The organism is Nonomuraea insulae (genome assembly GCF_042656245.1).
Genome location: NZ_JBHSPA010000017.1, coordinates 206,554 through 219,691, shown reverse-complemented (window position 1 = coordinate 219,691; position 13,138 = coordinate 206,554). Strand labels below are relative to the sequence as shown.

The 13,138-nt window shown below is 68.2% G+C and carries 11 protein-coding genes; 7 read left to right on the top strand and 4 right to left on the bottom strand.

Annotated elements, in window-relative coordinates:
• Positions 1-7 precede the first annotated feature (7 nt).
• Positions 8-820 (top strand): isocitrate lyase/PEP mutase family protein, encoded by an 813-nt coding sequence (locus ACFPZ3_RS14360; RefSeq protein WP_379514557.1) that lies wholly within the window; start codon positions 8-10, stop codon positions 818-820.
• Positions 821-896: 76 nt separating this feature from the next.
• Positions 897-1,955, top strand: a complete 1,059-nt coding sequence (locus ACFPZ3_RS14355) for a glycoside hydrolase family 19 protein (RefSeq protein ID WP_379514556.1) — start codon at positions 897-899, stop codon at positions 1,953-1,955.
• Positions 1,956-2,043: 88 nt separating this feature from the next.
• Here the strand turns inward: ACFPZ3_RS14355 and ACFPZ3_RS14350 are convergent, their stop codons facing one another.
• Positions 2,044-3,852 (bottom strand): glycoside hydrolase family 2 protein, encoded by a 1,809-nt coding sequence (locus ACFPZ3_RS14350; protein ID WP_379514555.1) that lies wholly within the window; start codon positions 3,850-3,852, stop codon positions 2,044-2,046.
• A gap of 135 nt (positions 3,853-3,987) precedes the next feature.
• Here ACFPZ3_RS14350 and ACFPZ3_RS14345 point away from each other — a divergent pair, with 135 nt between their 5' ends.
• The 5 genes from ACFPZ3_RS14345 to ACFPZ3_RS14325 are packed head-to-tail and all read left to right on the top strand — an operon-like array spanning position 3,988 to position 9,044.
• Positions 3,988-5,301 carry an extracellular solute-binding protein gene (locus ACFPZ3_RS14345; RefSeq protein WP_379514554.1) on the top strand — a complete coding sequence of 438 codons (1,314 nt, stop codon included), beginning with the start codon at positions 3,988-3,990 and terminating at the stop codon, positions 5,299-5,301.
• Positions 5,298-6,224 (top strand): carbohydrate ABC transporter permease, encoded by a 927-nt coding sequence (locus tag ACFPZ3_RS14340; RefSeq protein ID WP_379514553.1) that lies wholly within the window; start codon positions 5,298-5,300, stop codon positions 6,222-6,224. Before ACFPZ3_RS14345 ends, ACFPZ3_RS14340 begins: the two co-directional genes overlap by 4 nt.
• Positions 6,221-7,051 (top strand): carbohydrate ABC transporter permease, encoded by an 831-nt coding sequence (locus ACFPZ3_RS14335; protein ID WP_379514552.1) that lies wholly within the window; start codon positions 6,221-6,223, stop codon positions 7,049-7,051. The genes ACFPZ3_RS14340 and ACFPZ3_RS14335 overlap by 4 nt, the downstream gene beginning before the upstream one ends.
• Positions 7,048-8,028: an alcohol dehydrogenase catalytic domain-containing protein gene (locus ACFPZ3_RS14330; protein WP_379514551.1), complete on the top strand. Its 981-nt coding sequence runs from the start codon at positions 7,048-7,050 to the stop codon at positions 8,026-8,028. Before ACFPZ3_RS14335 ends, ACFPZ3_RS14330 begins: the two co-directional genes overlap by 4 nt.
• A gap of 23 nt (positions 8,029-8,051) precedes the next feature.
• Positions 8,052-9,044: a Gfo/Idh/MocA family protein gene (locus ACFPZ3_RS14325; RefSeq protein ID WP_379514550.1), complete on the top strand. Its 993-nt coding sequence runs from the start codon at positions 8,052-8,054 to the stop codon at positions 9,042-9,044.
• On the opposite strand, the gene ACFPZ3_RS14320 is transcribed toward ACFPZ3_RS14325, so the two are convergent.
• From ACFPZ3_RS14320 to ACFPZ3_RS14310, 3 genes are all read right to left on the bottom strand, one after another.
• A complete protein-coding gene (locus ACFPZ3_RS14320) occupies positions 9,007-10,008 on the bottom strand; it encodes a LacI family DNA-binding transcriptional regulator (protein ID WP_379514600.1) in 1,002 nt (333 codons plus the stop codon). The genes ACFPZ3_RS14325 and ACFPZ3_RS14320 overlap by 38 nt on opposite strands.
• Before the next feature lie 89 nt (positions 10,009-10,097).
• Positions 10,098-10,520: a VOC family protein gene (locus ACFPZ3_RS14315; protein WP_379514549.1), complete on the bottom strand. Its 423-nt coding sequence runs from the start codon at positions 10,518-10,520 to the stop codon at positions 10,098-10,100.
• A 93-nt stretch (positions 10,521-10,613) separates the two neighbouring features.
• On the bottom strand, positions 10,614-13,103 hold the full coding sequence (locus ACFPZ3_RS14310) for a polysaccharide lyase family 8 super-sandwich domain-containing protein (RefSeq protein WP_379514599.1): 2,490 nt from the start codon (positions 13,101-13,103) through the stop codon (positions 10,614-10,616).
• Between the last annotated feature and the right edge of the window lie 35 nt (positions 13,104-13,138).

Here is a 13,138-nt window from a genome sequence, read left to right as displayed (position 1 = left end):
GAGCCAGGTGACCGATCAACTGACCAAGGCAACGCACTTCCGCGCCCTCCACGAACGACCGGAGCCCTTCCTGCTGCCCAACCCGTGGGACGCGGGCACGGCCAGGCTCCTGGCCGGCCTCGGCTTCGAGGCCCTGGCCACGACCAGCCTCGGCGTGGCCAACGTGCTCGGCCGCACCCGGGCCGACCGGCAGGACATTCTCGACAACTGCCGCCTCATCAGCGAGGCCACCTCCCTGCCCGTCAACGCCGACCTCGAGAACTGCTTCGCCGACTCCCCCGCCGAGGCCGCCAAGATGATCGAGGACGCCTGCGCCCACGGCGCGGTCGGCGCCTCCATCGAGGACGCCACGGGCGACCGCGAGAGCCCGATCTACGACTTCGGTCTCGCCGTCGAACGCGTGCGGGCCGCCGTCGAGGTCGCGCGCGGACTGCCCGTCCCGCTCGTCCTGACCGCCAGGGCCGAGAACCTCCTGTGGGGCGTGGGCGACCTCGACGAGAGCATCCGGCGTCTGCAGGCTTATGAGGAGGCGGGGGCTGACGTGCTGTACGCGCCGGGTCTGCGCACCCTCGACCAGATGCGCGCCGTCGTCTCCTCCGTCGGCAGGCCGGTCAACGTCGTCATGGGCTTCGCCGATCCCACGATCACGCTGGAGCAACTCGCGGAGATCGGGGTGCGGCGGGTGAGCATCGGCGGGGCGCTCTCCCGGCTCGCGCTGGGGTCGTTCCTGAACGGCGCGCGGGAGATGCGCGCGGGGCGGTTCGGGTTCGTCGACGAGATGGTCTCGGTCTCCGAGCTGCACAGGACGTTCGGAGTCTGACTTTGGGCCTTGCGCACTGGCAGTCCATCCGTTAATCCTTAGGAAACTTTCTTTATCGTTTCCGAGGAGTGGTCACGTGCGTAGAATCCTGGCCCCGCTCACCGCGTTGTTACTGGCCACGGGGGTGCTCGCGGTGCTCCTGCCGAGCGCGGCGAACGCCGCCACCTGCGCGACCGCGTGGAGCGCGTCGGCCGTCTACACCGGCGGGGCGGTCGCGTCGCACAACGGGCACAACTGGTCCGCCAAGTGGTGGACCCAGAACGAGACCCCCGGCGGCGCCGACGTCTGGGCCGACCAGGGCACCTGCACCGGCGGCAGCGGCGGCGGCGGCACGGCCTGCTCCTATCCGAACTGGGTCGCCGGGCAGTGGTACGCGGTGGGCAGCATCGTCCGCTACACCGACGGCAACCACTACATCGCCGTCCACGAGAACCCCGGCTACGACCCGGTGATCAGCAACTGGTTCTGGGACCCGTACACCTGCACCGGCGGCCCCACCGACCCGCCGGACCCGTCGGGCTTCGTGGTCAGCCAGGCCCAGTTCAACCAGATGTTCCCGAGCCGGAACTCCTTCTACACCTACAGCGGCCTGGTCTCGGCCATGGGCGCCTTCCCCGCGTTCGCCAAGACGGGCAGTGACACGATCAAGAAGCAGGAGGCGGCCGCCTTCCTGGCCAACGTCGGCCACGAGACGGGCGGGCTCGTCCACATCGTCGAGCAGAACACCGCCAACTACCCGCACTACTGCGACGCCGGCCAGCCCTACGGCTGCCCGGCCGGCCAGGCCGCCTACTACGGCCGCGGCCCGATCCAGCTGAGCTGGAACTTCAACTACAAGGCCGCCGGCGACGCGCTGGGCCTGCCGCTGCTGACGAACCCGTGGCTGGTGCAGCAGGACGCGGCCGTGGCGTGGAAAACCGGCCTCTGGTACTGGATGACCCAGAACGGCCCCGGCACCATGACGGCCCACAACGCCATGGTCAACAGCCGCGGCTTCGGCGAGACCATCCGCAGCATCAACGGCAGCCTGGAATGCAACGGGGGCAACCCCGGCCAGGTGCAGAGCCGGGTCAACGCCTACCAGAGCTTCACCCAGATCCTCGGGGTCACCCCCGGCGGCAACCTCACCTGCTGAAACGTCACCACGGCCCGCACGGCGACCGTGCGGGCCGTCGCTCGTCCAGTCTCGCAACGTGGCGCGGTGGCGCGTGGTCGGCCCGCCCCTACGAAGATCGTTCGGTGGCGGCCGGCTGGGACTGGACCTGGCGGATGCGTTCGACGTCGAGCTTGCTCGACCGATCGAAGCGGTAGATGCCGTTCTCCTCCTGGAACACGTCGGTGAGCTGCGTGTAGCAGTAGCCGAACATGTCCGCGTTCTCCAGCAACGCCTCCGTCAGCCCGGCGAAGCGGACGTGGAACTCCTCCTCGGTCCGCACCCGCTGCCCGTACCCCCAGGAACCCACCCGGGTCGCGTCCTGCTCGGTCCCGGCGAGCTCGGGGTTCCACCAGATGCCGCCGTACTCGCTGACGAAGTACGGCTGCCCGCGGTAGGGAACGGAGATGGGCCGATCGCCGGAGGTGGTGTTGACGAAGGGCTCGTTCTTGCTCAGCCCGCTGAGCTGCCCGGCGAAGGCCGTCGGCTCCTGCTCGTAGTTGTGCGAGTCGTAGATGTCGGTCTCCGGCACCCGGTGGCTGTAGCCGGAGGCGTCGACGACCGGGCGGGTGGGGTCGGCGAGTTTCGTGGCCAGGTACATGCCGCGGGTGACGTCGTCGAGCTGGGCGACTCGGTCGTGGATGGCCTCGGAGGTCTCGTTGAGCGGGCACCAGCCGATGATCGACGGATGTGAGACGTCCCGTTCCAGGACCTCCAGCCACTGGGTGATGAAGGAGGCGGTCGGCTGCTGCTCATGCCCGGTGGAGGCGCCCCAGTCGCCGAACTCGCCCCACACCAGGTAGCCCAGCCGGTCGGCGTGGTAGAGGAAGCGCTCCTCGAACACCTTCTGGTGCAGGCGGGCCCCGTTGAAGCCGGCCGCCACCGACAGCTCGATGTCCCGCAGCAGGGCGGCGTCGGTGGGGGCGGTCATGAGGCCGTCGGGGTAGTAGCCCTGGTCCAGGACTAGGCGCTGGAAGACGGGGCGGCCGTTGATGAGCACACGCTTGCCGTCGATCGCGATCGAGCGCAGCCCGGCGTAACTGTCCACGGTGTCCGTGACGGCGCCCCCGGCGTCGAGCAGCTGGACCCTGACGTCGTAGAGGTAACCCTCGCCTGGCTCCCACAGGTGGACCCGGTCCAGCTCCAGGCGCAGGGAGGGGGCGAGGTCCACGTCGGCGCGGGCGGTCGCGGTGGCGACGACGCCCTCCCGGTCGGAGACGGTCACGCGGACCGAGGTGCCCGGGCGGTTGCCGGACAGCGGGGTGACGACGGTGAAGGAGGAGTTGGCCACGTCGGGGGTGATGCGCGGGCGGCTCAGATGCACGTCGGGGACGGGCTCCAGCCACACCGTCTGCCAGATCCCGGTCGTACGGGTGTAGAGGCACTCGTAGTTTCCGTACCTGGTGGACTGCTTGCCCCGCGCCTGGGAGCCCTGCCGGGGGTCGCGGGCGCGGACCACGATCGTGGCGTCCTCGCCGGGGCGCACCTCTTCGGACAGATCAGCCGTGAAAGGGGAGAAACCACCGCGGTGGCGGGCCACCTCGACGCCGTTCACCCACACCGTGGCGTCATGGTCGACGGCGCCGAAGTGCAGCAGCGTACGGCGACCGGCCCACGCGGCCGGAATCGTCACGGTACGGCGATACCAGACCGCCTCCATGAAGTCGGTGTGCCCGAGGCCGGACAGCTCCGACTCCGGCGCGAAGGGCACGGTGATCGTCTGAGAAAGCTCGCGTTCCCGCAGGCCGCGATCCAGGCCGGAGTCCCCGGCGTCGATCTCGAACTGCCACGGGCCGTTGAGGTTCAGCCAGTCCTGACGGACCATCTGCGGGCGGGGATATTCCGGCCGGGGTACCTCGTGGGCAGGGGAAATCGACATCTGACACCCTTCGGAATTCCCATAGTCAAGACCTTTTGCTACGTAGCAGAGTGTGCCACACTCCCTCCAACCGGAGTCAACATCCGGCCACCCCCCTGTTGTGAGGGCCGGCCGGTCCTCTGCAAGGAACCACGTATGAGCAAGTGGCCTAACTCCCCGCTGTCTCGGCGCAGGGTGCTGCAAGCCGCGGGACTCTCTGCCCTGCTGGCCGGCTGCGGCACTGGGCCGGCCGGGCGAAGTTCGCAGGAGATCACCTTCTGGCATCTCCTCAGCGGCGGCGACGGCGAACGCATGGACCAGATCGTCACCAAAGCCGACGCGGAAATGCCCAACGCCAGCATCAAACAGGTCGTTCTATCCTGGGGAGCCCCGTACTACACCAAACTCGCCATGTCCGCGGCCGGTGGCCGCTCCCCCGATCTCGGTATCGTGCACATGTCCCGCCTGGCCGGGTACGCGCCCGGCGGCCTGCTCGATCCCTGGGACCTCAACCGGCTCGCCCGCTACGGCATCGGGGAGTCGACGTTCACGGCCCCGGCGTGGAAGAGCTCGATCGTCAACGGCAAGGTCTACGCCCTGGCCCTCGACTCGCACGTCTTCGTGAACTTCTACAACACCGAACTCGCCGGCAAGGCCGGGCTGCTCGACTCCAGCGGCAAGCTTCCGCTGGTCAAGTCGCTGGAGGAGATGAAGGCCCTCGGCCGGGAGTTCAAGAAGGCCACCGGCAAGCAGAACGGCTTCGCCTACGGCTTCCTCGCCGACGGCGCCCAGCTCTGGCGCCTGTTCTGGACCTATTACAGCCAGCACGGGGCCACGTTCGACCTGCTGGGCGACAAGTTCGTCTATGACGCCGAGGCGTTCGCCGAGTCGGTCGAGACGATGCGCAGCCTGGTGGACGGCGAGGTCGCCTCCAACGCCACCGACTACGCCACGGCGACCTCGGCGTTCATGAACGGCGACGTCGGGCTGGTCTTCTCGGGTGTCTGGGAGCTGCCTCAGTACCAGGACGCGAAGATGCCCCTGGGCGCCATGCCGATCCCGAACCTGTTCGGCACGGGCATCGACGCGACCTGGGGTGATTCGCACACCTTCGTCCTGCCGCACCAGTCGAACCCGGACGAGGCGAAGCGCGAGCTGGCGTACGAGGCGGTCTCGAAGATCCTCAAGAACTCGTTGCCGTGGGGCAGGGCGGGGCACACGCCCGCCTACCAGCCCGTCGTCAACACCCCGGAGTTCAAGGCGCTGCGGCCGAACAGCGACTACGCGGTCACGGCGACGTACCTGCACTACGACCCGCCGTCCTCGTTCACCGGCTCCGGCTCCAACTTCATGACCCAGTTCGGCGACGTGGTCCAGAACGTGCTGATCGGCCAGACCTCGGTCAAGGACGCCGTGGCCAACTTCGAAGAACGCGTCAATGTCCTCATGTCCAAGGCGGTGAAGCGATGACGTCGGCCACGCTGACGAAGGGCGCCGTGACCGACGCGCCCACCAGCCTGCCGCGGGCCCGCAGGGGCCGGATCGGGCTCCTGTACGTGGCGCCGTTCTTCGTGGCGTTCGCGTTCTTCCTCGTGTGGCCCACGGTCAGCGGGATCTGGATGAGCTTCACCGACCGTGACCTGGCGGCCGGCGCCGAACCGAAGATGGTCGGCTTCGCCAACTACGCCGAGGCCCTCACCGACCCCATGGTGTGGACGACGTTCGGCAACACGGTGCTGTTCACCCTGCTCACCACGATCCCGCTGGTCGTGTTGTCGCTGGCGGCGGCGTTGCTGGTCAACATGGGGCTGCCGGGGCAGTGGGTCTGGCGGATGTCGTTCTTCCTGCCGTATCTGCTCGCCTCGACCGTGGTCAGCCTGTTCTGGAAATGGCTCTACAACCCGGAACTCGGACTGATCAACAGCATCCTCGGCCTCTTCGGGTCGGAGGGCGAGAAATGGTTGCAGGACCCGAACGTCGCCATGTTCTCCATCGCGATCACCACCACGTGGTGGACGCTCGGGTTCAACTTCCTGCTCTATCTGGCGGCCCTGCAGAACATCCCCGCCACGGTCTACGAGGCCGCCTCCATCGACGGGGCCGGCAAATGGCGTCAGCTCTTCTCGGTCACGATCCCGCTGCTGCGCAACACCACCGTGCTCATTCTCGTCCTGCAGATCCTGGCCTCGCTCAAGGTGTTCGACCAGATCTTCCAGATGACGGGCGGCGGCCCGGACAACTCCACCCGTTCCATCCTGATGTACGTCTACGACACCGGCTTCACGGGCTACCGGCTCGGATACGCCTCGGCGATCTCGTACGTCTTCTTCGCGATCATCCTCGTTCTGTCGCTGCTGCAGTTGCGGTTCGCCCGGAGGTCTGACCAGGTATGAAGAACGTCAATGCCGGGCGCGTCGTAGCCTTCGTGGTCCTCGCCCTGTTCAGTCTTCTGATGCTGGCGCCGTTCCTGTGGGCGTTGAACACCTCGCTCAAGTCCGAGGCGGACGCCGGCGCGTCTCCCGTGTCGCTCCTTCCCGCGGGCGGATACACCTGGGAGATCTACGCGAAGATCTTCCGGACCGGCGACATCCCCGCCTGGATGGTGAACAGCTTCGTCGTGGCGGCCGGGGTCACGATCATCACGCTGGTGATCTCCACGCTGGCCGGGTACGCGTTCTCGCGGCTGGACTTCGCCGGCCGCAAGGTGCTCCTGGGGCTCACCGTCGCGGCGATCATGATCCCTGGGACGATCTTCATCGTGCCGCTCTTCGACGAGATGCTCGCCTTCAACATGGTGGACACCTACTGGGGGCTCATCCTTCCGCAGGTGGTGGCGCCGGTGATGGTGTTCATCCTCAAGCGCTTCTTCGACAGCATCCCCCGGGAGCTGGAGGACGCCGCGCGGGTGGACGGGGCTTCGTCGTTCCGCATCTTCCTGCGGATCGTGTTGCCCCTGTCGCGGCCGATCATCGCGGCCGTGGCGATCTTCACGTTCGTGGGGGCGTGGAACAACTTCCTGTGGCCCTACATCGTCACCAACGATCCCGCTCTCATGACCCTGCCCGTCGGGCTGCAGACGGTCATCTCCGGGTTCGGCGTGGTCTTCGCGCAGAACATGGCCAGCGCGATGCTGGCCGCGCTGCCGCTGATCATCGTCTTCCTGTTCTTCCAGCGGCAGATCATCAAGGGCATCGCCACCACCGGGCTCGGCGGCCAGTGACCACGGTTCCCTTCCTCGTCGGCGGGGGCCGCGTGGAGCACCGTACCCACACCTATCCCGCACCGGGCCCGGGTCAGTTGCTCATCCAGCCGCGCGCCAACGCGTTGTGCGGCAGCGACGCCGGCCTCTTCCGCGACGGCGCCCCCGTCGTCGCGGGCCACGAGGCCGCGGGCACGGTCATCGCCGCCGGCCCGGGCACCAGCACGCCGGTGGGCGCCCGCGGTGTCGTCTACCTCATGGCCTACTGCGGGCGATGCCGTAGCTGCCTGGCGGGCGCGACCAACCTCTGCCTGAACAAGTCCGGCGACATGGGCTTCAACCGCGACGGCGGCCTCGGCCCCCGGGAGATCGTCGACGAACGTATGTTCTTCCCCATCGACGACGATCTCCCGTTCCCCCTGGCCACGATGCTGCTGGACGTCATGGGCACCAGCGGCGCCGCCCTGGGCAGAGCCCTGACCGTCCGCCCCGACATCGACTCCCTCCTGATCACCGGCGCGGGCCCGGTCGGCATCGGCGTCCTGGCCGTCGCCCGCCTGACCCTGGGTGTGCCGATCTACATCACCGACGTCTCCGACTGGCGCCTGTCCTTCGCCGAATCCCTCGGCGGCATCCCCGTCCACGCCGGCGCCACCGGGGACATACCGGAGGTGGACGCCGCGGTGGACGCCTCGGGCCGCACCACCGCCCGCCGATCCGCCCTGGACAGGCTCTCCAAGAGGGGCGTGCTCGTCTGCGTCGGCCACGGGGAGGGGCTGCGTCTTGACGTCTCCCCCGACCTCATCGCCTCCGGCCGCGCGGTGCTGGGCAGCGAATACTTCCCGTACGCGGACTTCCCCGCGAACCTGGAGCTCCTCCGCTCGAACGCCGGCTACCTCGGCCAGATCGTGACGCACACCTTCGACGTGAGCGAGACGGCCCTGGCCTTCGAGACGTTCTTGTCCGGCAACTCCGGCAAAGTGGTCGTTACCCAGTAAGCATCCTCGGCACGGGAGATGAAATGCGCGACGCACCCACCCGCGTGGCCATTGTCGGCGCAGGACAATGGGGCGACCAGCACGCCCGTGCCTTCTCCAGCCGCTCCGACTCCCAGGTCGTGGGGATCTTCTCCCGCGACCTGTCCCGGGCGCGGGGCCGCGCGGCCCGCTGGTCCACCCAGGCGTACGACGACATCCCACGCATGATCGCCGAGACCACGCCCGACCTGATCAGCGTCTGCCTCCCCAACACCGGCCACTACGCCCCCACCCTGGACCTCATCCGCCACGGCATCCCCCTGTTGGTGGAGAAACCGCTGGTCTTCGACCTCGGGGAGGCCGACAGCCTGCTGGACGAGGCGAACGCACGCGACCTCTTCTTCGCCATCAACTTCAACCACCGCTACGCCGCCCCCGTCGTACGCGCCAAGCGCGACCTCGACCGGCTGGGCGCCCTGTCGTTCGCGACCTGGCGCTTCGGCGGCGAAGGCAGCTCGGCCCACCACCCCTACGCCAACCTCATCGAAACCCAGTGCCACGGCATCGACCTGCTGGAGTATCTGCTGGGCCCGATCGACGCGGTCAGCGCCGAAATGACCAGGGCCGGTTCCACGCTGGTCGTGGCCGCCCATTTCGCGTGCGGCGCCGTCGGGAGCCTCGTCGGCTCGTACGACTCCTCCTACGCCTATCCCCGCACCCACCACGTCGAGATCAACGGGGACGCGGGACGCCTGCTCATCGACGACACCACCAGACGATACGAGTTCTCCACGGCAGGCTCGGAGGAACGCACGGTCTGGGAAGCCGGTTACTTCAACGACCGTGGACGCTCGTTCCACGAAACCTTCGACGCCCACCTCGACGCGCTCATCCCCGCGTTGAGAAACGGGGCCAGGCCCCCCGTGCACGCGGAGGCCGGGCGAAGGGCGCTGCGGATCGCGTATCGAATCATCGAGGCTTTCGAAACGGGCGGCAGGGTCACGGTCCCACCCCCTGACTTGATTCGCGCACCTTGAGCTCGAAGTCCACCGTGATGTGCGAGGCGTGCCCACTGCATTTACCGCTGATCTGCTCGTGCAACATCGCGACCGCATTACTCGCCAGCGCGTCCACATTCGGGGAGACAGAGGTCAGCGACGGCGTCGAATAACGAATCTCCTCGACGTCATCGAATCCCACCACCGCGACCTCCTCCGGCACCCGCACCCCTCGGGACCGCAATGCCCGGAGCGCGCCGAGGGCGAGAGAGTCGTTCATCGCGAAAATGGCGTCCGGCATCATCCGCCCGGCGTCCAGGTGCTCCTCGATCACCTGCTGCCCGGCCGCACGCGTCCATCCGGCCCTGATCATCAGCTCCTGGTGCGTCGTCAGCCCCGCCTCGGCCATCCCCTCGAAGAACCCCCGCAACCGCATCCGCGCCGTCGCCCCTCCGATGGGGTCATAACCGAGCACCATCAGCCGCCGCCTGCCGGTGTCCACCAGATGCCGCGCCACCGCCAGGGAGGCCTCCCGGTTGGCCATGCCGACGTGGTGAACCTCCCCCTCCAGCACCTGGTCCCCCACCAGCACGATCGGATAGTCCGCCCGCCGCCGCTGCCCGTCCTCCGGCCGCAACGACATGGCCATCATGATCGCCCCGTCGGTGAGCTGGTTCCGGCCCCCCGTCAGAACCTTCAGCTCCCGCTCACGGTCCGACTCCGTCAGCTCGATCAGCACCGTGTAGCCGAGCGCTTCCGCCTCCCGCACCACCGGCCCCGTGATCTCGGCGAAAAGGCGCGCCCTGAAGTCGGGCAGGACAAGCGCGATGAGCCCGGTATTGGAGGACCGGAGCCGCCGGGCGGCGGCATTAGGCACATAACCGAGCTCGGCCATGGCATCGAGCACGCGCTGCCGCGTCTCCGGGCGGACGTATTCATAGTTGTTGACAACGTTGGAGACCGTACGCTGAGAAACACCGGCGGCGCGGGCCACATCGTGCATGCTCACGGCCATCAGCGCGATATCTCACGCGGTATCGGTATCACGGCCCTCATCGTAGTATCGGGCCCCACCTGATCTCATCGGCTTTTTCACGCCTTCAGTGAGGTGAGAATCTCCAGATAGTGCGGGTTGTACATCAGGCCCAGGATGTTGCCCCAGGGGTCGATGACGGAGGCGGTGATGAAGCCGGCGCCTCGGTCGTGGAGTGGGTCGTGTCGCTTGGCGCCCATGGCCACCAGGCGGTCCAGGGTCGCGGGGACGTCGTCCACGTGCCAGTGGACCATGGCACCCGCCGGAGTTCCGACGGTGGCGGGGTCGGGGGTCATGGCCAGGTCGGTGCCGGCGTAGGAGCTGTGGATGATGCCGAACTCGTGCTGGTAGTCGCCGACGCGCCACTCCATGTACGCCGGGGTGTCCATGTAGGGCGGGATGCCGAACAGGTCGGTGTACCAGCGCTTGGCCGCCTCGAAGTCGGGAGAGTAGAAGACGACGGTGGTGAGTCCTCGCAACATTTCCGGTTCCTCTCGCGGGGATGGGTGATGCGACCATCCTCGTCCTTGAAAGTGCTCATCAACTGAGCACTTTTTTGAGGAATCCTGCGAGGGTCAGCGGAGGGTGACGGTGAAGGTGCGGCCGTAAGCGTGGTGGGTCGTGGCCTGGATGAGGGTGCCGCCTGGCACGCGTCGTACCGTGACCCCCTCGTCGGCGGTGACGAGCCGGAGTGGCGCGCCGTGCAGGACCACGGTGACGCGGTCGCGGGTCATCGTGGGGTCGGACAGGGCGACGGTCGTACGGTTGCCGCCGGACCGCACGATGACCGAGGCGGGGCCGTCGATGAGCAGGCGCTCGGCGTGGTGGGGGCCGTCGGTGAAGACGTTGGCGGCCACGAGGCCGAGGGTTCTGTGCTTGACGGCCTGGATGTGCCGGGTGTTGGCCAGGACGGTCAGCGGGCCGTTCGTGTAGCCGCGGAGGCGGGCTTCGGTGGCGTTCGGGACCAGGGCGTAGGCCAGGGCTTGGACGCCGTCGGCGGCGGGGTGGGAGATGGCGGCGGTGAAGACGTTCTTGGTCATGGGGGTGTCGGGGTTGGTGGTGCGTACGGCTCTGCGGCTGCGGGTGACCGTTTCCAGCCCGGCCGTCACGGGTTGCCTGGTGAGGAAGGCGTACCCGATCGCGGTGCGGCGGGTGCCGTTCGCGTAGCGGAGCCAGCGCGGCGGTGTGGTGGTCGTGTCGCCCGGCCGCCAGGCGCCGCCGTTCCAGCGCTCGCCCGTGAGGGCGACCGCGTCACCCGGGGCGGCGATGCGGCTGTCCACGGTGGTGGTCGCGGCGCGGCCGGCCTGGCCGGAGAGGTTCGCGGCCAGCACCACGATCTCGTCGTCGAGCATGAACCAGGACTTGGTGACCCGGGCGTTCTGGTAGGCGACGAAGTCGTCGGGGAGGGTGCCGGACTGTTTGGCGATATAGGCGGCATCGTCGGACTGCACCATGCCGCTCACCCCGTACGTCCCGAGCGTCGCGCCGCCGGAGAAGGTGTTCTCGGCGCGCGGAAAGTACACGTAGGTGTTCTGGGACTCCGAGGAGGAGGTGAAGTTGAGCGGATGGCCCGGGTTCTCGTACCAGAGCCGCCCGTACAACTCCGGCACCGTCCGCCGCTCCTCCACCGGCGCGGTCACCCCGGCCAGCCGGTACGGCGACACAGCCGTGTAGTAGTCGACCCCGAAGACCTCGCGCTGGTCCTCCCCTGCCAGGTAGAGATAGTAGGCACCATCCCCCTGGAACCACGGCATGAGGTTCTCGCCGCTCATGTACTCGTATTTGCTGATCCGATCGGAGCTCCGCGCCAGCGCGAAGGCGTAGCCGGGACGCCGGTGCACGGTGCGGTCCATGGCGTTGAACGCGACGCACCGCTCGGCCGGGTTCAGGTCGGCGGCCGGGATGGCGGAGTCCGCACGGATGGCGGCGTAACGGGCGATGCTGACCGGCGAGACGAACGCGGTCGTGTCGGCCGCCGGCAGGAACCTGAGGTACTTCTTCAACGCCAGAGCGTCGGCGTCCCCCACGTGATCGGCCAGGTCGGCGATGGCCTCCACGATCACCCCGACGTCGGTGTAGCCGGTGGCGGTGCGCGAGACCGCGCGCCCCTTGACGATCTCCATCATCCAGCCCTCGAAGATCAGCGGGGCGAAGCCGTCGGCGACCCAGCGGTAGACCACGGGGGCCAGGTCGCCGTCGCTCGTCACGCCTTCGAGCATCTTGAGGGTCTGGACGACGCGGGTCAGCAGCGCGCGCCCGTACGAGCCGGTGTAGGCGACCGAGTGGTGCTGGATGAAGGAGCCGTCGGGGTAGTAGCCGTCGGTGTTGCCGTGCTGGAGATCGTAGGGGTCGATGGTGGCGAAGACGGTGGACTGGTCGGAGATGGCCTTGGTGACGCGGGCGTCGTCGGCGGTGAGCGCGCCCTGCAGGATGCGGTTGGCGGTGATGTCGGCCAGGTTCGCCCCGGTGTGGAAGCGCGAGTCGAGGTCGACGTCCCCGTTCTTGCCGCTGCGGAGGTAGGCGTCCATGGAGGCGATGTACGTCGCCGCCAGTCCCTGCGGTAATTGTCCGGCCAGCAGGGCCAGGATTCTGCTCACATGAGTGGGAATGCCGATTTCCCAGTTATGCCAGTTCCCGTAATAGCCCTTCGACTGGTCGCCGAAATAGCGCTCGTGCAACCACAGCAGCCCGTCCGTCACCCGCCGCTGAACGGCGGCGTCATCGACGAGTGCGCTGCCGGGCGCACGGGTGGCGAGCGCGATCTCGTACAGGTATTGGAAGGCCAGGCGCAGGTTGACGTCGTCGGTCCCCAGCACCAGACCCGGGAACAGTTCGCCGTCGCCCGCCTGGTCCATGGCCGTCAGCCGCTGCCTGGCGGTGCCGAGGATGGAGGCCAGCTTGGCGGCGGTCTCGGGGCGGGCGTTGACGTCGGGGGTGCCGGCGAGGATGGCGATGGTGTTGGTGAGCAGGCGGGTGTGGTCGATGGCCGCCGCGGCGCGCGCGGGGAAGGGCACGGCGAGCAGGCCGGCGGCGGGGAGCAGGGAGAGAACCTGGCGGCGAGACATGTACGACACGGCGGACTCCAGGCCAAAGGAGGATA